Source organism: Novosphingobium sp. G106, from assembly GCF_019075875.1.
Classification (GTDB): Bacteria; Pseudomonadota; Alphaproteobacteria; order Sphingomonadales; family Sphingomonadaceae; genus Novosphingobium.
In genome coordinates this window covers 3,418,408-3,438,690 of the sequence record NZ_JAHOOZ010000001.1, presented here as the reverse complement: position 1 = coordinate 3,438,690, position 20,283 = coordinate 3,418,408, and the positions used below count along the sequence as shown (strand labels likewise).

At 67.2% G+C, this 20,283-nt stretch carries 17 protein-coding genes; 6 read left to right on the top strand and 11 right to left on the bottom strand.

Annotated elements, in window-relative coordinates; translation table 11 throughout:
- Positions 1-34: 34 nt before the first annotated feature.
- The 10 genes from KRR38_RS16390 to KRR38_RS16345 all read right to left on the bottom strand — a co-directional run bounded on the left by KRR38_RS16390 (position 35) and on the right by KRR38_RS16345 (position 12,687).
- The gene (locus KRR38_RS16390; protein WP_217403568.1) at positions 35-601 is read right to left on the bottom strand and encodes an inner membrane-spanning protein YciB; all 567 of its coding nucleotides are present in this window, start codon (positions 599-601) and stop codon (positions 35-37) included.
- Between the two features lie 86 nt (positions 602-687).
- Complete coding sequence (locus KRR38_RS16385; RefSeq protein ID WP_217403566.1) at positions 688-972, bottom strand: DUF2218 domain-containing protein; 285 nt, start codon at positions 970-972, stop codon at positions 688-690.
- A gap of 14 nt (positions 973-986) precedes the next feature.
- Positions 987-1,580: a PadR family transcriptional regulator gene (locus KRR38_RS16380; protein WP_217403564.1), complete on the bottom strand. Its 594-nt coding sequence runs from the start codon at positions 1,578-1,580 to the stop codon at positions 987-989.
- Between the two features lie 79 nt (positions 1,581-1,659).
- Positions 1,660-2,835, bottom strand: coding sequence for a cytochrome P450 (locus KRR38_RS16375; protein WP_217403562.1), 1,176 nt, complete (start codon positions 2,833-2,835; stop codon positions 1,660-1,662).
- Positions 2,835-4,439 carry a GMC family oxidoreductase gene (locus KRR38_RS16370; RefSeq protein WP_217403560.1) on the bottom strand — a complete coding sequence of 535 codons (1,605 nt, stop codon included), beginning with the start codon at positions 4,437-4,439 and terminating at the stop codon, positions 2,835-2,837. The genes KRR38_RS16375 and KRR38_RS16370 overlap by 1 nt, the downstream gene beginning before the upstream one ends.
- Positions 4,440-4,459: 20 nt before the next feature.
- Positions 4,460-6,595: a hydantoinase B/oxoprolinase family protein gene (locus KRR38_RS16365; RefSeq protein ID WP_217403558.1), complete on the bottom strand. Its 2,136-nt coding sequence runs from the start codon at positions 6,593-6,595 to the stop codon at positions 4,460-4,462.
- The gene (locus tag KRR38_RS16360) at positions 6,592-8,691 is read right to left on the bottom strand and encodes a hydantoinase/oxoprolinase family protein (protein WP_217403556.1); all 2,100 of its coding nucleotides are present in this window, start codon (positions 8,689-8,691) and stop codon (positions 6,592-6,594) included. Before KRR38_RS16360 ends, KRR38_RS16365 begins: the two co-directional genes overlap by 4 nt.
- Positions 8,688-10,601, bottom strand: a complete 1,914-nt coding sequence (locus KRR38_RS16355) for a PQQ-binding-like beta-propeller repeat protein (RefSeq protein ID WP_217403554.1) — start codon at positions 10,599-10,601, stop codon at positions 8,688-8,690. Before KRR38_RS16355 ends, KRR38_RS16360 begins: the two co-directional genes overlap by 4 nt.
- A gap of 134 nt (positions 10,602-10,735) precedes the next feature.
- Positions 10,736-11,809, bottom strand: a complete 1,074-nt coding sequence (locus tag KRR38_RS16350; RefSeq protein WP_217403552.1) for a glycosyltransferase family 1 protein — start codon at positions 11,807-11,809, stop codon at positions 10,736-10,738.
- Positions 11,806-12,687, bottom strand: coding sequence for a UDP-2,3-diacylglucosamine diphosphatase (locus KRR38_RS16345; protein ID WP_217403550.1), 882 nt, complete (start codon positions 12,685-12,687; stop codon positions 11,806-11,808). Before KRR38_RS16345 ends, KRR38_RS16350 begins: the two co-directional genes overlap by 4 nt.
- A 218-nt stretch (positions 12,688-12,905) precedes the next feature.
- Between KRR38_RS16345 and KRR38_RS16340 the strand changes: the two genes are divergently transcribed.
- The 3 genes from KRR38_RS16340 to KRR38_RS16330 all read left to right on the top strand — a co-directional run bounded on the left by KRR38_RS16340 (position 12,906) and on the right by KRR38_RS16330 (position 15,276).
- Complete coding sequence (locus KRR38_RS16340; RefSeq protein WP_217403548.1) at positions 12,906-13,580, top strand: response regulator transcription factor; 675 nt, start codon at positions 12,906-12,908, stop codon at positions 13,578-13,580.
- Positions 13,581-13,672: 92 nt separating this feature from the next.
- Positions 13,673-14,248 (top strand): hypothetical protein, encoded by a 576-nt coding sequence (locus KRR38_RS16335; RefSeq protein ID WP_217403546.1) that lies wholly within the window; start codon positions 13,673-13,675, stop codon positions 14,246-14,248.
- Positions 14,249-14,337: 89 nt separating this feature from the next.
- On the top strand, positions 14,338-15,276 hold the full coding sequence (locus KRR38_RS16330; protein ID WP_254514838.1) for a TauD/TfdA family dioxygenase: 939 nt from the start codon (positions 14,338-14,340) through the stop codon (positions 15,274-15,276).
- Positions 15,277-15,438: 162 nt separating this feature from the next.
- On the opposite strand, the gene KRR38_RS16325 is transcribed toward KRR38_RS16330, so the two are convergent.
- On the bottom strand, positions 15,439-17,964 hold the full coding sequence (locus tag KRR38_RS16325; RefSeq protein ID WP_217403542.1) for a TonB-dependent receptor: 2,526 nt from the start codon (positions 17,962-17,964) through the stop codon (positions 15,439-15,441).
- A gap of 420 nt (positions 17,965-18,384) precedes the next feature.
- Between KRR38_RS16325 and KRR38_RS16320 the strand changes: the two genes are divergently transcribed.
- The 3 genes from KRR38_RS16320 to virB11 all read left to right on the top strand — a co-directional run bounded on the left by KRR38_RS16320 (position 18,385) and on the right by virB11 (position 20,269).
- Positions 18,385-18,807 (top strand): UrcA family protein, encoded by a 423-nt coding sequence (locus KRR38_RS16320; protein WP_217403540.1) that lies wholly within the window; start codon positions 18,385-18,387, stop codon positions 18,805-18,807.
- A gap of 150 nt (positions 18,808-18,957) precedes the next feature.
- Positions 18,958-19,245, top strand: coding sequence for a TrbC/VirB2 family protein (locus KRR38_RS16315; RefSeq protein ID WP_217407301.1), 288 nt, complete (start codon positions 18,958-18,960; stop codon positions 19,243-19,245).
- A 70-nt stretch (positions 19,246-19,315) separates the two neighbouring features.
- A complete protein-coding gene (gene virB11, locus KRR38_RS16310) occupies positions 19,316-20,269 on the top strand; it encodes a P-type DNA transfer ATPase VirB11 (RefSeq protein ID WP_254515438.1) in 954 nt (317 codons plus the stop codon).
- Positions 20,270-20,283: the final 14 nt, after the last annotated feature.

Here is a 20,283-nt window from a genome sequence, read left to right as displayed (position 1 = left end):
TAGGCGAAACCCTCTCCCCGCGGGGAGGGGGCACTCAGGCCGCGAACACGCCGCGGCGCTTGCGGACCTGGGCGATCCAGTAAGTCGCGGTGAACTGGATCGCGAAAAGCGTCAGCTTGGACACGGTGGTGAAGACGCCGATGAACAGCGGCCACCAGGCCGTGAATTCGAGCGCCACGATCAGATTGGCCAGAGCGGTGGCGAGCATCAGCCCGGCCCAGACATAGCCGAAGCGGATCATCAGATCGCCGATCCGGGCCAGCGCCTCGGGCGAGGCATAGCGGTTCATCCAGCCCTTGCGCAGCATCGCCGCGCCGATCGCGGCATAGACGATCGTCGGCTTGACCATGACGAAGCGCGGGTCGCCGGTGAACACCGTCGCGCCGGCCGAAACCAGCACGATCACCACGCTGAGCGCCTGTAGCGGCGCGATCGTCCGGTGGCGGGCAAACTCCCAGGCCGCAACCGAACAGGCCAGCACCGCGCCGATGATCGCCGCGACGACCACGTCGACGTGCAGAGCCAGCAGCACCGCGAAGACGATCATGCCCAGCGCGTCGACGACGAGCGGGCTGATGGCGCGGACGAGGTGCTGGATCATATGGGCTCCCGGCGAAAAGGCGGCGGCAATGTTTTCGTTGTTAACATTGCCGCCGCGCGATAGTCAAGCCGGGAAGGGAAGAGGGCTCAGGCGTCCCGCCAGGCGATCGCCATTTCCTCGCGGAAGGCGAAGCGGACGAGGTGGCGGACCACCACATCCTTGAGCTGGGTCATCTGCGAGCCGTCGGGCGCGGTGAGGTTCAGGTGGAGCCGCTCGCCGTCGGCGCTGAGGTCGCAGTCGCCGGTCGAAAAGCTGATCTTGCCCGTATTCGGATCGAACGTGACGGGCAGCTTGTGGGCGAAATGCTTGCAGAGCTGCTGGAGATAGCGGCTCGCCCGCGGCGTGGCGATTTCGGCGTGGCTTACGGTCATCAGAGCTTTCCGATCTAGAGTTTGCCGATCTTCTGGGCCGCCTCGTCGATCGCCGCGGCGATCGCGTCGACCGTGGCGTCGTCGATGCCGCCGGTCGCCAGCCGCAGCCGCAGCGCGGTCTTGAGGTTGTGCATCGCGCGCATGACCTGCAGGCTGCGCCCGCGCCGGCCGGTGCTTTCGCTGCCGCCGCTGCCACGCTCGAACAGCGCGTCGGCCGCTTCCTGGTTGGCTTCGAGGAAGGCCTTGCCCTCTTCGGTGATCGCGTAGGACTTGCGGCCGCCTTCGGCTTCGACCGAGGCATAGCCCGAGTCCTCGAGCCACGAGAGCGTCGGGTAGATCACGCCGGGGCTGGGGGTATAGGCGCCGCCGAAGCGGTCCTCGATCGTCTTGATCAGCTCGTAGCCGTGGGCCGGAGCCTGGGCGATCAGCGCGAGGACCAGCAGGCGAAGCTCGCCGTAGTCGAACAGGCGCCCGCCGCGGCGTCCTTCTCCGCGGTGCTCGCTGCGGCCGGGATGACCGCCGTGCCGGCCGAAGCCGCGCATTTCGCAAAAGTCTGGGTTGTCGTTCTGGGTGAAGTGGCGATGCATGCCACGATGTCTGTGTTTCATCATGGATTGCTATCTATATCGCGATATATCGGAAATCAAGATATATCGGGAATATTTTTTATAGCTCGGAATTTCACGATTAGATCGCGAGTTGCAGCTTGCGCGGACCCCAGAGCGCCCAGCTCTCGCCGAAGTCGCTCGCCACGACGCGCAGGTCGGGCAGTTGCAGTAGCTTGCCGATGAAGGCCCGTGCTTCTGCCCGCGCGACGTTGATGCCGAGGCAATGGTGAAAGCCGAACCCAAAGCCGAGATGAGGCTCGCCCTTGCGGCGGGGGGCGAAACTGTCGGGATCGGAAAAGATGGTGGGATCGCGGTTGGCGGCGCCGAGCAGGAGGAATACCGGCTCGCCGGCGCCGAGCCGGCGCCCGCCAAGCTCGACGCCGTCGTGCCGCACGTTGCGCTGGATCGATTGGGCAACCGTATCGCAGCGCATGACTTCCTCGGCGAAGGGCGCGATCAGGTCGGGACTGGCGCGCAGCTCTTCCGCGAACGCGGTATTGCCGCACAGCTTGACCAGGATATTGCCGAGCCACTTCTCCGTCGTGTCGAGCGCGCCGAGGATGAAGTTGAACAGGTTGTCGCGCACGATCGAAGGCGTGATGCCGTCGCGGCCCTCGGCTGCGACCATCAGCGTGGTCAGGTCCTCGGGCGTTTCGCTGGCGGCAAGGCGTCTTTTGCGATCGGCCGCCAGCTCGTCGATCAGTTCGAACACCGCGGCGCGCACGGCGTAGTGCGATTGCTCCGCCGTGCTGCCTGCGTCCATCGCAACGGCGGGCGTGTCGGAAGACATCACGCTCCAACGGTGGAATATCTCGCCCCGCTCGGCTGGCACGCCGAAGCTGGCGGTGATGAAGCGGATGACGAATTCGCGGATCAATGGGATGAAGTCGACCGCTTCGCCTGCCTCCATCCGCACCCGCGCGGCGGCGATCGCCTCGGCGGCATTGGCTTCGAGCTCGGCCCGCCGCAGCGCCAGGGCCGCGATGCCGACCTGCTTCGTCCAGACCGCGCGGATCGTGTGGTGGAGCGGCGTGTCGTTGACCAGCATGCCCTGTTCGCCGAGCGCTTCGGCCACCGGCGTGCCGGCCGAGGTGAAGCGCGTGACGTCGCCGAAGACGCTGCGCACCTCGGCATAGCCCGACACCGCCCAGCCGCCGAGGCTGTCGCTCCACACCACCGGTCCCGCCTCGTGCAGCCGGGCATAGAGCTCGAGCGGCAGGCCGTCGCCCGGCGCCCGCGCGAAATCGATCTCCATCAGCCGCGCCCGATCAGGTCGGCCGCGCGCCAGGCCAAGGCCATGACCGGGCCGTTGGTATTGCCCGATGGGATCGCCGGCATGACCGAGGCGTCGATCACACGCAGCCCTTCGACGCCGCGCACGCGCAGTGCGGGGTCGACGACCGAGGCTGCGTCCTTGCCCATGCGGCAGGAGCCGACCGTATGCATGCCGGCACTGCCGTACTTGTCCATGCAGGCGAGTATATCCTCGTCGGATTGTGCCTCGGGCCCGGGAAGTGTCTCGCGCTCGATCAGGCTGGCGAGCGGTTCCTGCTGCACGAATCGGCGCAGGATACGCGCGGCGGCGAGGGTGGCGGCGCGGTCCTTCTCGGCAGTGCCATAACCCGGGGTGATCGCGGGGAACTGCGCGGGATCGCGCGAGGCGATGTGGATCGAACCGCTCTGCGATGCCGGAGTAACCGGATTGACCACCGCGCAGAAGCCATGCTCGCGCTCGAGCCCGCTCTTCGTCGGCGGGCCGGAGATATTCCAGCTGAACAGGCCGATCTGCGCCTGGATGTCGGCGCGGTTGCGCTCGGGCCGGCTGCGGAAAGCGGCGCGCATGTCGATTGCGGCCACCGACATGGGGCCTTCGCCGGTCAGGTAGTAGCGGACCACGTTCCAGACGAGCCGCAGCCCCTCGTAGTCGCGGTTGTACGAGAGCGGCTGGTTGATCCGCCACTGCATGCGCAGCGCGCGGTGCTCGCTGACGTGCTCGCCGACCGCGGGGTTGGCATGGACCAGCGGGATGCCGTGCCGTTCGAGCAGCGCGGGATCGCCGATGCCGGATCGTTCGAGCACGCCCGGGCTCGCCACCGCGCCGGCGCAGAGCAGTACCTCGCGCCGTGCGCCGATCTGCTCGCGTTGACCGTTACGGAGCACCTCGATGCCCACCGCGCGGGTGCCTTCGAACAGCACGCGGTCGGTGATAGCGCCGGTGATCACCGTCAGGTTGGCTCGCCCACGCACCGGATTGAGGAAGGCGACCGCGGCGCTCTGCCGCTTCCCCTTCCAGATCGTCCGCGGCATGTAGCCGACGCCTTCGCCGTCATCAGGCGCGTTGACGTCTTCCTTGACCGGCCAGCCCATTTTCGCCCCGGCGGCGTTGATCGCCTCGGTCAGCCTGGTGCGCCAGGTCGGAAGCGAAATGCGCACCGGGCCGCTGCCGCCGCGGGTCGGGCCAGGCCCGAGCTGGTGCCCCTCGATCGCCTCGTAGGCGCGGGAAATGTGCTCCCACGACCAGTCCTCGCCCGCGCTGGCGGCCAGGTCGTCCCAGTCGGCGGGCTGGCCGCGCACCCAGACCATGCCGTTGACCGAGGACGAGCCGCCGACCACCTTGCCGCGCAGCCACATATCGGGGGTCTGGGCGTTCCCGCGCTCGGGCTGGGTCAGGTAGTGGTACATATGGCTCGGCATCGCCATCAGCTTGCCGACGCCGCGCGGCATGTGGACATAGGGATGCGCGTCGCCGGGGCCGGCCTCGATCAGCGCGACGGTGACGCCGCGGTCGGCGCTCAGCCGGTTCGCCAGCACGCAGCCGGCCGAACCCGCGCCGACGATGACATAGTCGTATTCGGCCAAGCGCTTCCCCTCTCGATCGGTCAGGCCGTCACGTTTTCGCGCGGCTGCGGTTGGCCGGCACGCGCCCAGCGTTCGGGCAGCACCGCGATGCTGGGGCCGTCGCTCTTGCGGATCACGTCGACGAACAGCGCGCGGCCCGTTGCCGGATCGAGATGCGCGCGCATGATCGTGCCACCGGCACGGTCGTCGATCGGCGTGTCGAGTACCGGGCAGCCGTCGAGCCAGTTGCCCGGTGCCTGGGCGAGAACGGCGCCCGAGAGCTCGGCCACGGCCAGGTCGCCGCGCTGGACGACGCCGGGGTAAAGCGGGACGGCAGGGGTGCTCTGGTCGATCTGGACGGCCGTTTGGTGTCGCGCTGGCTGTGCTGCGTGCAAGCGGTCCGCGCGCAGCGAAACGCGCCGCGCCTCGGTTTCCGCGAGATCGACGGAGCCGTCCGCGGCGACGGCCACGCCGTAGACATTTTCGGCGATTTCGCGCTCGACGCGGTTTTCGGCGAGGTCCCGCCCGACCGCCAGCGGGTCGCGGTCGAGCGGATCGCCATAGCCGCCGCCGCTGGCGCAGATCATCTCGAAGGTATCCCCGGCGGCAAGCTGCAGGCCGACCTGGTGGATGTCGACCGGCTCGGTCGTTCCGTCGGCGTGGTGCATGAAATAGCGCATCGTCGCGCCCGGATAGCCGCCGGCCCCGCCGCCCGTGGGGAACCAGGCGCGCGTCCCCGTCATGTTGCCGACCAGCGTCTCGGTTTCATGCGCGCGGAAGCTGCCCTGGTACCCGACGCCCGAGCGGAAGCGGCCGTATCCGTGGACGCCGCTGCTGGCGCGGCGCTCGACGAAGAGCAGCGGATAGGCGTTTTCGAGAATCTCGGCGTCGGCGAATTCGAGCTGGTTGCCGCCCGGAACCTGGCTGTTCTTGATGTCGATCCCGTCGCGGTCGCCGGCCGCCGGGCTGCCCGAGAAGGCGCCGTCGATCAGCGTATAGACGCGGCGCTGGCCGGCGTGGTCGAGGTAGGTCCAGCGCCCGGTGCCATAGGCGGCGAGCGTCGGCGCAAGGATCTTCTCGCGCTCCACCGCCTGCGGCGAGGCGAACAGCGCGAGCTGGAGGCACTGGCCGACTGCGGCATAGACCGCCATCGCCGCGTCCATATGCGCCGCGCCGATCGGGGCGGGCGAGACCGAGTTGACGATCGTCCCCGGCTTGCTGACGATCTCGACGACATCGAGCACCGCCTGGTTGTAGGGCAGGCCGGGTGCCAGCAGTTGGCGTACGCGCGGGCCCAGTTGCGCGCGGATGATATATTCCTTCGAATTGAAGAAATGCGGCACCTGCGCCGGCGCGTCGGTCAGGTCGAAGATCAGCCGGTCGCCCTTGACCTCGAGGTTGCAGGGCATGCGCATCACGTCGTTGTTCCACTCGATCCAGGCGGCCGAGAAGTATTGGCCATCCTCGAGCTGGGCGATGCGCTCGCGCAGCACGCGCAGCACGCCGGTGATCAGCGCGGCGCCGGCGGAGCGGAAGATATCGAGGCCCATCTCTCGGACCAGTTCGACGATCTTGGCCTGGGCCACGCCCGCGCCGATCACCAGGCTGCGCATGTCCATTTCGATGAGGTCGCTGGAGCGGACGTTGATCCGGAAGATGTTCCAGATGTCCTCACATTCGACGTGCTGGCGGATCAGCCGGACCGGCGGTAGGCGCAGCGCTTCCTGATAGCATTCGGTGGCGTGGACCGCCGAGGAGCCGGGCACCATGCCGCCCATGTCCATCATGTGCGCGGCCAGGGCGACCCAGGCGATGCGCTGGCCTTCGAAGAAGATCGGTCGCTGGATGACGACGTCCTGCGGGTGCAGCCCGCCGCCTGAATGAGGATCGTTGGCGAGGAAGACGTCGCCGTCGGCGATCGTATCGCCGTGGACCTGGATCGTCGATTTGACCGCGTGGTGGACCGCGCCGAAGTGCAGGTCGATCAGGCCGGTGCCCGAGATGACGCGGCCGTCGGGGTCCATGATCGTCACCGAATAGTCCTTGGACTCGGTGACGATCGGGCTGATTGCGGTCTGCTCGACCGCGGCGCCGGCTTCCTGGCCGATGGCCTCCAGCCGGGTGCGCAGCAGCTCGGGGACGATGGGGTCGGTGGCAAGATTCTCGTTGTGTTTCATCGGCTTACCTCGATGATGAGAGTGCGGTCGGGATCGACGCGGGCATTCATGCCGGCGGGGAGCCAGATCGTCGTGTCACTGCCGTCGATCAGGCCGGGCCCGCAAATTTCCTGCCCCGGTTCGAGTGCGGTAGCGTCGTAGGTGGTGATTTCGGCCGGCTGGCTGGCCCGGTCGAGGTGAACGAGGCGGGTGCCGGTGGGCCTGGCCGGCCCGTTATCGACGGCTGCCCTGACTGACGCAGTCGGACCGCTATCGCCCATCTTGCCGATACCCACCGCGCGGATGCCGACCCATTCGACTACGCCGCCGCCCTTGGTGCTCGTCGCCGCCGCGCCGAAGCGGCGAAGGTATTCTTCGCGAAAGAGCGCTTCGGCCTGTTGGCCGCCGTCACGGATCGCGGGATCGGAGGGCAGCACCACGGTCAACTCCCAGCGCTGGCCGAGGAAGCGCATGTCGGCTTCGTAGCGGATCAGCCGGTCGGCCTCGGGTACGCCATCTGCGGCAAGATCGGCCCAGGCTGCCTCGCGGACTTCGGTGAAGGCGCGTTCGATCACTGCGGGATCGCTTGCGGGCAGCTTGGCCAGCATCGTGCAGAGCCGCTCGCGCCGGATGTCCATCGTCGCCGCGCCGTAGGCAGAGAGCACCGATGCGAGCTCGGGGATATAGATGCGCTTGAGCCCGGCCTGCCGCGCCACTTCGGCGGCGAACAGCGCGCCGCAGCCGCCGTAGGACACCAAGCAATGCTCGGGCGCCGACAAGGCGTGCAAGGAAAGGCGTGCTCGCACCGCCTTGACCATCTCGGCCACGGCGATCTCGCGCACGCCCCAGGCGGCTTCGACCGCGTCGAGATCGAGCCCGTCGCCGAGCCGGGCGCAGGCCGCCACGGCGCCTTCGCGGTCGAGCGTCATCGTGCCGCCGAGGAAACGCTCGGGGTCGATATAGCCGAGGACGAGCAGCGCGTCGGTCAGCGCCGCGCGCTCGCCGCCGCGGCCGTAGCAGGCGGGGCCGGGCGAGGAGCCGGCCGAGCGCGGGCCGACGCGCAGCATGCCGCGCTCGTCTATCCAGGTCAGCGAGCCGCCGCCCGCACCGACCGATTCCACGTCGACGCGCGGCAGGGCGGTCCAGAAACCCATCAGTTCGCCACGCTGGGTACGCGCCGGCGCGCCGCCGGCGATATGGGCGACGTCGAACGAAGTGCCGCCGAGGTCGCAGGTCAGGACCTTGGTCTCGCCGGCCTTCTCGGCGATCCGCGCCGCCGCGGCGACGCCGGCAGCGGGGCCCGAAGCGGCGAGCCAGACGGGCTGCTCGCGCGCCTGGTCGACCGAGATCGCACCGCCACCCGAATGGCAGAGCAGGACCGGCGCGGCGAGGCCTTCGGCCTTAAGTTCGTTCGCCAGGTCGTCGACGCCGCGGTAGGCGCCGTAGCTGTAGGCGTTGAGTACGGCCAGCGCAGTGCGCTCATATTCGCGGATCACGGGGCGCAACTCGCTGCCGCTGGTGATCGGGATGTCGGGCAGCGCCTCGCGCAGCAGCGCTACGGCCTGGCGCTCATGCACCGGGTTGAGGAACGACCAGACGAAGGACACAGCGATCGATTCGACCCCGAGTTCGGCAAGCCGGCGCGCTGCCGTGACGATCTCGTCCGGGTCCATCGCCTTCAGCACCGTGCCGTTGCGGTCGATCCGTTCGTCGATGCCGATGACCGCGCCGCTCTCGACGATGGCATCGACCGATTTCAGCCAGCCGTCGGCCTCCTGCGTCCGGCCGCGTGCGAGGCGCAGGGTCTGCTCGAAGCCTTTGGTGGTGATCAGGCCTACCCGCAGGCCGCCACGCGTGGCGATGACGTTGGTCACGGCTGTAGTGCCCAGTCCGAACTTGCGCACGCGCGGCAGGACCTCGCTCAGCTCCAGCCCGGCCGCCTGTGCTGCCAGCCGGCACGAGGCGAGCACGCCGCGGCCGATGTCGGGATAGGTGCTCGGGCTCTTGGCGCGGAAGCTCTCGGCGCCCAGCGTCAGCACGGCATCGGTGAAGGTTCCGCCGACATCGACGCCGATGAGCACATCGCGCTCCAAGCTTCTGGCGAGAACTTCGCTCATTTAGCCACTCCGTAAACCAAAAGGATATTGCCCGGCAGCTTCGAGGCGAAGCCGTAGCCCGAGGGGACGATGACCATGCCCTTGTAAGCGATCGGCCCGACCCCGCCGCTGATCGCGCCGCCGTGCGCGGTGACGCCGTTCACCGTCGTGACGCCGGGCTTGGTGTCGATCGACCACAGCACCTTGCCGCTGGCGCCGTCGAAGATCCGCAGTATGCCGTCGTCGTCGCCGGCGATCACCATCCCGGCCGTCGCGGTGATCGAACCGCCCATGCCCGGGGCGCATTGCATCGTGGCGCACTTGATCGTGGAAGCATAGTTCCACAACGGGTGGCCGGTGGCGATGTCGAGCGCATGGAGGCCGGGCGAGGGCGGGAAATCTTTCGGGCCGTAGAAGTAGTTGTCGGTCACCGGCACGAAGAGGATGCCGTCCTCCGAAGCCATGCCGAAATGGACGCCGCCGCCCGGGCTGCCGCGCCCGACGCGGGTCTTCCAGGTGAGCTGGCCATTGGCCGGATCGAGGCCATAGACCCAGCCTGACTTCTGCCCGGCCAGCACGAGTTCCTTGCCGTCCTTGCCCTTGGCCAGCACCGTGCCGGCGCCGAAATCGGCATCGGGATCGTTCTCGTCAGGGCAGCTGTCGCTGGTCTTGGTGACGCAGGCGACGTTCCAGGTGTCCTCGGCGAGCGCCTGGTAGTGCCACCGGATCCGCCCGGTCGCGAGATCGAGCGCAACGACCGCGTCGCTCAGCCCCGTTGCGGGCAGCGAATAATTGTCGCCCGTCGCGACATAGAGCTGGCCGCGCGCGGCGTCGATCGACGGGCTGTTCCACACGGCCACGCCCGAGGGGCCGAGCTTGTCGAGCCCGCCCTTGCTGGTGCCCTGTGTCGCCGCGGAATCGACCAGCCAGGTGCGCCATTTCTCCGCGCCGCTGCGCGCGTCGAGCGCGACGACCGAGCCGCGGAAATTGCAGCAGGCATAGCCGGGGCTGGTGGCATAGGCCTCTTCCACCGACGAGACCGGGACATAGAGCTTGTCTTCGAACAGCGTCGGCGTGCCGGTGATGACCGCGGCGGGATGGGCATCGGCGCGCATCTTCCAGGCGAGCGTGCCGTCGAGCAGGTTCACCGCATAGACCTCGCCGCGCACGTCGCCGAAATAGACCAGCGGATGCGCCGAGCGGTCGCCCGCGCGCCAGGGGCTGACGACCACGCCGGTGCGCACTTCGGCCTGGGCGGCATAGGCCCAGCGGACGCAGCCGGTCTCGCGGTCGAGCGCATAGACCGAGCCGTTGTGGTTGCCGACGAGGATCGCCCCGCCGGCAACGATCGGGTGTGAGCGGCTGCGCGAGGAATTGGGGAAGCCGAAAGCCCATTTGAGCGTGAGACGTCCGGCACCGGCCTTGTCGAGCCTCGATACCGCCGCAGGGATCGAATGGGTGCTGGCGAGGTCCAGGCCCCAGCCGGTGAAGGCGGGCGGCTCGCCCAGGTCGAACTTCGCGGCGGCACCCTTGCACATGTTCGGAGCGTCGGCGACGGCGCTCGCGCCCAGCTTGCGGCCCGACAGGTATTCGGCGACGGCGGTCTTCTGATCGTCGGACAGGGCGGAGCCTTGCGGCCGCATCGCGCCGTCGACCAGAGCCGAGCGGATCGCTTCGGGAGTGAGGTCCTGCAGCAGCAGGCGTTGCGGCGCGCGGTTGACGCCGGCGTCGTGGCAGGCGGCGCAGTTCTCGCGGTAGACCTGCGCGCCGGCTGATTTTTCGAGTTCCGGATTGCGCCCCGCGTAGTTGATCTCGGCGGCGCGGATCGGTGGCAGCAGCACGGCGCCTAGTGCGAGTAGCGCTGGGATGAGAACGCGGATTGCCAGGGCCGCCGGGCGTTTGAGGAAGGCGGAATCCGAGTCGCTGCTCATGCTGGTTTTTTCTCCCGCCGCCAGCCTACTCGGGCTGACCGGGCCGTCAACCTACCGCTTGCTACGCGGGCCGGTCGTGCGGGTGGGAGAGCATGCGTGAACCTCCCCGACGAAGCCGGGGAGGTTCGAGCAAATCAGGCGGTTTCGAGCTCGCGCTCGGGCGCGGAGCGGCGGGTGGCGCTCTGGATCGCGGTCATGAACTGCTGGGTCGCGCGCTCCCACGAGAAGCGCGCGCCGAATACGGCAGCGGAGGTGCGATCGAGCCGCAGCGCCTTTTCGATCGCCAGCGTCAGGTCCTCTTCGACCGCGGCGACCGTGAACGGCATGTCGTCGGCGACGCCGCGGCCGTTGTAGCCGAGGATATCGAGCGGGCCGGCGACCGGGAAAGCCGCCACAGGCAGGCCCGAAGCCAGAGCCTCGATAATGACCATGCCGAAGGTATCGGTGTGGCTCGGGAAGACGAAGCAATCGGCGCTGCGATAGGCAGAGGCGAGTTCTTCGCCCGACAGCGGGCCGAGGAAGACGACGTCTGGATAGCGGTTCTTGAGATCGGCGATGGACGGTCCGTCACCGACCACGACCTTGGTGCCCGGCACCTTGGCGCCGAGGAAGGCCTCGAGGTTCTTCTCGGGCGCGACGCGGCCGACGTTTAGCATGATCGGGCGCGGCAGATTCGCGAAGGCCGGGTGCTGTTCGCCGTTCGGGCGGAACAGCCAGTGGTCGATGCCGCGCGTCCAGGGCCGCGTCTGGGTGATCCCGCGTGTCGCGAGCTCGGCGCCGAGCCGCTCGGTTGCGACCATCACGGCACGGCTCGGCGCGTGGAAGCGCTGCATGATCGGCCAGAAGCGCTCGGCGCTGATGCCGGTGCGCACGGCCGCATATTCGGGGAAGCGCGTGTGGAACGCCGTGGTGAACGGCACGCCGCGCGCCAGGCACCAGCCGCGTGCGCTCCAGCCGATCGGGCCTTCGGTCGAGATGTGGACGACTTCGGGCTGGTAGGCGTCGAGCATGCGGCGCACGCCGAAGCGTGGTGCCATGGCCAGGCGGATCGAGGAATAGCCGGGCATCGGCACGGTCAGGAAGCGTTGGGGCGTGATCAGTTCGACTTCGTGGCCGTGCCGGTCGAGTTCGACGACCGTGGCCGAGAGCGTCCGCACGACGCCGTTGACTTGAGGGAACCAGGCGTCAGTCGCGATCGCCAGTCTCATGCCGAAACCTCCGTTTCATGGGTTTTCTCGGTGGCAACTTCGCGGGCCCAGTCGATGATCGTCATCTGGCCGGCGAAATCCTCGGCGAGGGCGGTGCAGCTTTCGACCCAGTCGCCGTCGTTGTAATAGGTGATGCCGCCGATCTGGCGGATCTCGGCACAGTGGATGTGGCCGCAGACGATGCCGTCGAGCCCGCGGTGGATCGCCTCGTGGGCGACCGCTTCTTCGTAGGAGCCGATGTACTGGACCGCGTTCTTGACGCGCTTCTTCATGTAGGAGGACAGCGACCAGTAGGGCAGCTTGAGCCGCCGGCGGACCGCGTTGACCCAGATGTTCGAGCGCAGCAGCAGCGAGTAGGCCTTGTCGCCGAGGAAGGCGAGCCACTTGGCGTAGAGTACCACGCCGTCGAAGCTGTCCCCGTGGGTGACCAGCAGCTTGCGGCCGTCGGCGGTCTCGTGGATCGCTTCGAGCGCGAGTTCGACGCCGCCGAAGGTCATGCCCGCATAGTTGCGCAGCATCTCGTCGTGGTTGCCGGCGATGAACACGACGCGGGTACCGCGGTGCGCCATCTTGAGCACGCGGCGGACGACTTCGCTATGCGCGTCGGGCCAGTACCAGCCCTTGCGCAACCGCCAGCCGTCGACGATGTCGCCGACCAGATAGAGCGTCTCGCACTCGATCGAGCGGAGGAAATCGACCAGCATCGTCGCGTTGCAGCCGCGGGTACCGAGGTGGATGTCCGAGATCCACACGGTGCGGTGCTTGCGCTTGGGGCGGAATGAACGGGGTTCGGGAAGGTCCAGCCATTTTGGGATATTTCCCGAAAGCTTGGCACTGGGGTCCTTGGCGACGAGCTGACCGCTTTCGTCAAACAGCATCGGATATCCTTTGCCTTGTCATGCGGGCCGGATAGCCGCGGGAGGTTGCGCCGCCATGACAGCCCGGTGTCACTTCAGTTACACCTGGGGATAACCCGTTCCCGGTGTGGGACGGCTGATTTCTGCGGTCGAGCAGCTTTCATGACCACGTCATCGAACCGTCATGTGTGCGTCATATGACTTCGCCATGACCCACGCCTCAGCCAGGGTCGGGGGCGATGCGTCACATCGATATTCTTCTTACCAGCGACATCGAAGGCGGGCTCGCGCCGTTCCGGCATGGCGAGCTCGAAGCGGTGTTCCACAAATGGACCAATGTCGGCGAGCTGCCGCTGCTCGAAGGCGCGCTCTGGGCCTTTATCGACTGGGTGCTGCCCGAGATTTCGGGGCTGGAGGTCTGTCGGCGCCTGCGCTGCGACCCGCTGACCGCTCAGGCCCATATCACGATGATCCTCGACGAGGACGATCCCGAAGCGCGCCGCCGTGCGCTGCGTACCGGGGCGGACGACTATATGGTTGGGCCGGTCGATCGCGCCGCGCTGCTCGACCGCGTGCTCTCGCTGCAGCTGCGCGACCAGGACGCGGGCGCGCTGCGTGCGGTAACGCTGGGGCATCTCACGATCGACCTCGCCGCCTTCCAGGCGCGCTGGCACGGCAAGCCCGTCCCGCTGATGCCCAACGAGTTCCGCCTGCTGCGCTATTTCGTCGAGCATCCGGGCCGCGTCTTCACCCGCTCGCAGCTGATCTCGGCGCTCGGCAAGCAGGAGCCGCCGGTGGACGAACGCACGGTCGACGTCTGGATCGGCCGCCTGCGCCGCGCGCTGCGCGCCGCGGGGGCGGGCAATCCGCTACGCACGGTGCGCTCGCTGGGCTATGTGTTCGACGCGCTTTAGCTAATTTCGGCTAAGTTTCCGCACGGCTTGGGGAACCCAAGGCGGCCATGGCGGCTTCCTTCGATAGTCCCGCTTCCGCAAGGAGGGCGCCGTTGAAGAGTCTCGCCGGTTTCGGCCCGCAGTTGATCGGCGCTGCCCGCGCGGAAGCGGAGCGGATGCGGACGGCCGTTGCCGGCGCAGAAGCCACGGCCAAGGTCAACATGGAGGCCGGCCAGTTCCTGCGGCTTGCCGGCCTGATCGCCGCGGTCTGCGATCTTGCCTCGGCGCCGGCGCCCGAAAAGGAAAAGCCCATGAAAGCGAACGATCCCTCGCGCAGTCTCGCCCAGATCGAAAGCGACATGGTTGCGGCGGAAGCGGCCTATGCCGAAGCGGAGGAGCGCCTGAAACAGGCCCAGCAAGATCGAGACGCGGCGCTGGCGTCGATCGACCGGCACCAGTCCGAGCTCGACGCGGCGGTATCCCGGCTGCGCCAGCGCAGTCCTGCGGGATCGCACTGGAAGGGGCGGGCGGCCGACGCGGCGGCCGTGTTGATGCTCGATCATGAGGATTCGTCTCCCGAAGAGGCTGCCTTGCTCCATCCGGCGGAGGACGCGCCTGCCGAGCCCGAGGATCAGGGCGAGGGCCTCAAGGCTGGCTGGGAAAGGCACGGCGGCGACAAGGTCGACTGACTTTTCGCCCTCTGGGCAATCCGTCAGAGACGATCTAGAATGCCGGCGCAAAACAGGCGCCCGCCGGCGGCGGGGCGTGGAGAAGGATGATGACCATGCAAATTCATGCGCTTGACGACGCCCTGTCTTTCGGCGCGCGCGTAACCGGACTTACCGCCAGCGCGCTCAAGGACGCGGAGGTTCGCGCCCAGCTCAACCAGTTGTTCGAAGATCGCGGCGTCATCGTGTTCGAAGGTGTCGAGCCTTCGGCGCAGATGCAGGTCGATGTCAGCACCGTGTTCGGCCCGCTCAAGGACCATCCGGTCAATACTGTCGCTCGTGCCGACCGCGACGATGCCAAGCTCACTGGCGTGATCGAGATCGCGACGGGCGAGGAGAAGTGCATCGTCGAGATCGACGGCAAGCCGCTGATCACCTGGCAGCCGTGGCATTTCGACCATGCCTATAACGACGAGCTCAATCGTGCGGGCGTGCTGCGCTCGATCAAGATCGCGCAGGACGGAGGGCTCACCGGCTTTTCCGACGGCATCCAGATCTACCGCGACATGGACCCGGCGATCCGCAGGAAGGCCGAGGACCTGCACGTCCTCTACAACCTCGACCTGCGCTATTCCCATCAGAAGTTCGGCCTGCCCCGGAATTTCCGCGAACTGCGCCCGCACGACATCGATATGGAAGCGATGATCGCTTCCAAGCCGCGCTCGATCCACCCCGCGGTCTGGACCCGTGCTACCGGCGAGAAGGTGTTCCACATGACGCCTTACGGCTGCCAGGGCATCGAGGGCGACGAGAGTGCCGCCGCCTTCGCGCTGCTCTCCGAGATCTGGGAAGAGGCGATGCGCGTGATCAAGCCCTACTATCACCAGTGGCATGAGACCGACATGGTTATCTGGGACAACTGGCGCGTGCTCCACGAGGCCTGCGGCTGCAATCCCGACGAGGAACGCATCGTCCACCGCACGACGATCAAGGGCGACTACGGCCTCGGCCGCTTCGAGCAGAAGCCCGAGCTGACGCAAGCGGGTTGAGAGGGGGCCGGGCTGAAAGGCCGCTTCCTCTAGCAATTCTCCAATAAAAAACCCGGCCTCCTGGGGAGGCCGGGCAGAGTTATGACGGGGAGGGAGGGATCGCCCGTCGGGTAGTCTGATGCCCGGCGGAACCGCGTTGCCGCAGTCCCGCCGGGTCGAAGCTTAGAAGTTGACGGTGGCTTCGACGCCGAAGGTGCGCGGCGCGTTGAAGTTGCCGTAGTCGCCCAGCACGTTGCCGATCGGGCCAGCGGTCAGGCTGGTGGTCGGCGCGCCGGGCAGGCTGTTCGAGGGGTCGACGCGGAAGATGTACTGCTTGTCGAACAGGTTGCGCACCCAGAAGCCGACGGTCAGCTTCTGGCCGGCGTCGGACATCTTGATGTCGGCCAGCGACAGGCGGGCGTTGACGATGAACGAGGCATGCGCCTTCGTCGGGAACTGGTCGAAAGCCTGCGTGGCCTGCGAATAGTTGCCGTCGACGTGGAACTTCAGCGCCGTGTCGCCACCGCCGATCGGCAGCGCGTAGTCGATCGAACCGCTCGCCGCATTGCGCGGGGTGAACGGAATGAAGAACTGCTGCAGCACCGTGGACGTGACGCCGCCGACCGTGAAGCTGACCGGAACCAGCGGCACCTTCGTATAGGTATAGGCGTAAGATGCGTTCAGCGTCAGATTTTCGATCGGCTTCACAGTCAGGTCCGCCTCGATGCCGCGGATCTTGGTCGAGCCGGGCGCATTGACCGCACGCAGCACGTTCACGCTGGTGCCGTTGGCGAAAGTGATGAAGCTGAGGTCTTCCTGGCTGTTCTTGCGGTCCATGATGTAACCGGCCAGGTTGAGCCGCACGCGGTGATCGAGGAAGTCAGCCTTCAGACCCACTTCGTAGGACTTCAGATCTTCCGGATCGAACGACAGGTAGTTGGGCGTACGCGAGCTGGCGCCGCCGGCGCGGTAGCCGGTCGAATACTTCGCATAGACGTGAACGTCGTTGGTCACGTCATAGGCGATCGTCGCCATCGGATTGAAGCGGTCCCAGGTCTTGTCCAGCGGCGAATAGCCGTTGGCGGTGAGCTGGGCCGGGGTGGCCGTGTCGTAGTTCAGGTTGTTGAAGAAGTGCAGAACGCCCTTCTTCTTGTCGTGGGTGTAACGGGCACCGACGGTGACGTGCAGCGCGTCGGTCGCATTCCAGGTCACCTGGCCGTAGGCGGCATAGCTCTTCGACCAGACTTCCGAAGCGCGGTCGATCGAGCAGCCGTTGACTGCCTTGCCAACGAAGAGAGGCGTGTTGGCGGTGCAGAACGGGATCGAAACGTAGTTCGCGCCGGTCACCGCGCCGTTGGTGAGCGTCGCCACAGCGCCGATCGAGTTCGGCGTGGCGGCGTCGTCGCTGACGTGCTCGTTGAAGTAGAACAGGCCGGCGACATAGTCGATCGAACCGATCGATCCGACGGCCTGGAGTTCCTGGCTGAACTGGCGCTGGCGCAGATCGGCCAGGCTGTAGCGGCTGAAGCCGCACGGAGCAGCCGCCGTGCACGAAGCGGTCAGGTTGACCAGGGGCGGACGGTGAGCGCCGCCGCTGTTGTCCCACTGCTGCACGTCGACACCGCGCCACGCGGTGATCGAGCGAAGCTCCAGTTCCTTGCCGAAGTTCCACTTGAAGGAGTTGGTGAAGCCGTGCGTCTTGTCGACGCTGGGCTGCTGCGGCACGCCGATGTCGGCGACCTTCATGCGGCTGTCGCCGTTGACGACGACGCCCGGCAGCAGCGGCTTGACCGGGCCGCCGGTCAGCGAGGTGTAGGCGATGCTCGGCAGGACGCAGCCCGGCGAATTGGCGATCGGCCCGTTCACGCAGTTGTTCGGGTTGTAGTTCAGCAGCTGGCTGTAGAACGGCGAGTTCTGGTCCTTGGCGACGTCATACGAGAAGTCGTTGGTGATGTCGCTCGTCGGCTTCCAGCGGAGCGCGAGGCGCGCGCCGGTGCGGTCGTAGTAGTTCCAGCCGGTCTGGCCGGGCATCGGGTTCTTGGTCGTAGCACCCTGGTACTGCTTGACCGCGTCGACCTTGAGCGAGAAGCCCTTGTATTCGGGCAGGTCCATGTGGAGCGAACCGGTATAGGCGCCGTAGTTGCCGTAGCCGGCGCTGACGCGGCCGCCGAATTCACCCGAGGGCGCGCGCGAGACGATGCTCAGCGCGCCGCCTTCGGTGTTGCGGCCGAACAGGGTACCCTGCGGACCCTTCAGGATTTCGATGCGCTCGACGTCGAACAGCGCGGCGTTGAGACCGTGCTGGCGGCCGAGATAGACGCCGTCGACATAGATGCCGACGCCCTGCTCGCGCGCGGGCTGGTTGGCGTCGAGCGGCACGATGCCGCGGATGCCGATGGTCAGTGCCGACTGGCGGGCTTCGAAGGTCGCGATACGCAGGCTGGGGACGCCGCCGTCGGCGAGGTCGTAGAGGCTCTGGACGTGGCGGTCCTTGAGCAGCTGGTCGTTCACGACGTTCATCGCGATCGGGGTCTGCTGCAGGTTGGTTTCACGCTTGGTCGCGGTCACCACGATGTCGGTGATGCCGGCAGTGTCGGCGGGCGCTTCGGCGGCGGTCTCAGCGGCTTCCGCCGCGAACGCGTTGCCGGCGCAGCACATGATGGCGATCGCGGCCAGCGACGTCATGGTTTTCGAAACAGCGCGAGTCATGGAGAGTTTTCCCTGTTTTATGGCATCTATGGGCGGCGATTGGCCTCAGAGGCCGCGTCGCCGTTGCGCCCGCAGCGCCACTAGGGATGTCGGATTGCAGGTGGGTGACGTTTCGATGACATAATTATTACAACCCACTGGCTTGATGTTGCCATTATGTGTCAGTTTGGATCGGCGTTCCGCCGAAGCGCTTGGCGGCCGGGACGAGGTGTCGGTCCCGCCAGGTTGGTCCCCAGGTGGAAGCGCCAGCATGTGGCTGGGAAGCGACGGTTTTCTGCTTCGACCGACCGCCGCTCGAATCACAATCCCATTTCGATGCACACGTCGATTGCAGTTTTATGACAGTTGCGTCATTTTCTTTTCTGACGACGAAAAATACGGTTTAACCGGTGCATCGACACGATAAAAAGGGAGTTGCTGATGTCCGCCATGCTTCTGATCGCTGGTGCCCTGCTGAGCCAGACCGCCTTGCCCGCCGCTTCGGCCGGACAGGACACGCTGGCTGACAATCACTCGATCACCGCTACGGCGCGCGTCCATCGCAACGGCTGGCTGACGACCTCCGCTGCTGACGGACAGTATATGGCTTCGATCAACGTCGCCGATCTCGATCTGACCAGTGCTGCCGGCCAGTCGGCGATGAATTCGCGCGTGCGCAAGGCCACTGCGGCGCTGTGCGAGATGTCGGGCGACCAGCCGCAGATGCGCGGCTTCTACAATCCCGGCGCGCGCGAATGCTGGCGCAAGACCGAGGATCAGGCGGCGACGCAGATGACCAATGCACGCGCCGCGGCCAGCCAGGGCAAGGCCGTCGCCACGCTGGGCTTCGCCACTCCGCAGTAAGCGCGGGTGGCCGAGACCCCGCCGCCGGCCTTGATGGGAGCCGGCGGCGGCGGTCCGCAGGATCGCCACATTACCGTCATGTTCATGGCGCAACCGGGCCCGCAGGAGGGCCCTGTGAGCAGTCGATCCAATCCAATCCCGTTCATTTCCATGCTTCTTTTTCTCGGCTCCTCCAGCACGGCCTCGGCCCAGGCGGTTAGGGGTTCCGACCCCGCGGGCTCGGGCCCGATCGTCGCCGCACTCGGCTGGCTGCAAGGCACCCTGCTCGGTAATGTCGCGACCGCGGTCGCCGTCATGGCCGTCGCTGCGGTTGGCTTCATGATGCTGACGGGCCGGATGAACTGGCGTTTCGGTGCCACTGTCATCATCGGCTGCTTCATCCTGTTCGGTGCCGGCGCGATCGTCTCGGGCATCCAGTCCGCATCGGGCGCGGGCTAGCGAAGGGCGCTCGATGACTGGCACCATCGTCCCGCTTCACGAAAGCGAATCGAGCGGGCACAAGGCGCAGATGCCGCGCAGCGTCTATCTCGATGCCTATCTTGCCCCCTTGCGTCCCTGGCTGGAGCGCGAGAGCGTCACCGAGATCCTGGTGAACCGCCCCGGCGAGCTGTGGATCGAGGATGCGGCGGTTCCGGGCATGCAGCGCATCGCACTCCCCGCGATCGACGACGAGCTGCTGAAGCGGCTGGCCGAACAGGTCGCGCGGATCAGCCACCAGGGGATCAACCGCGAGCATCCGCTGCTCGCCGCGACGCTTCCCGACGGCGCACGCATCCAGCTCGTCGGCCCGCCGGCAACGCGGCTGCACTGGGCGCTGGCAATCCGCCGCCACCGCTTGCTCGAACTGCCACTCGACGCCTATGATCGCGGCCCGATCGCCGCGCCCGTCGAGGCAGCGATGCCCGATCCGCAGGATAGCCCGATTGCCTACTTGCGCGAGGCGATCCGGCGGCGCCGAACGGTGCTGATCTCGGGCGGCACCTCGACCGGCAAGACCACTTTCCTCAACGCCATGCTGACCGAGATCCCGTCCGAGGAGCGCGTCGTGCTGGTCGAGGACACGGCCGAGCTCAAGCTGCCCGGCGCGAACGGCGTCGGCCTGATCGCGGTCAAGGGCGAGCTCGGCGAGGCCAAGGTCTCAGCCAACGACCTGCTCCAGGCGGCGCTGCGCCTGCGGCCCGACCGCATCGTGCTGGGCGAGCTGCGCGGCACCGAGACGGTGAGCTTCCTGCGCGCGATCAACACCGGCCACCCGGGCTCGTTCTCGACCGTCCACGCCAATACGCCCCGCGGCGCGCTCGAACAGATCGCGCTGATGGCTATGCAGACGGGCATCGGCCTGACCCGTGCCGAGACGCTCGAATATGCCGCCTCGGTGATCGACGTCGTCGTCCAGCTCGACCGTATCGAAGGCAAGCGCGGCATCGCCGCCATCGCCGAATCGCGGACGCTGGTCGGCTAAGGCGCTACTGGGCG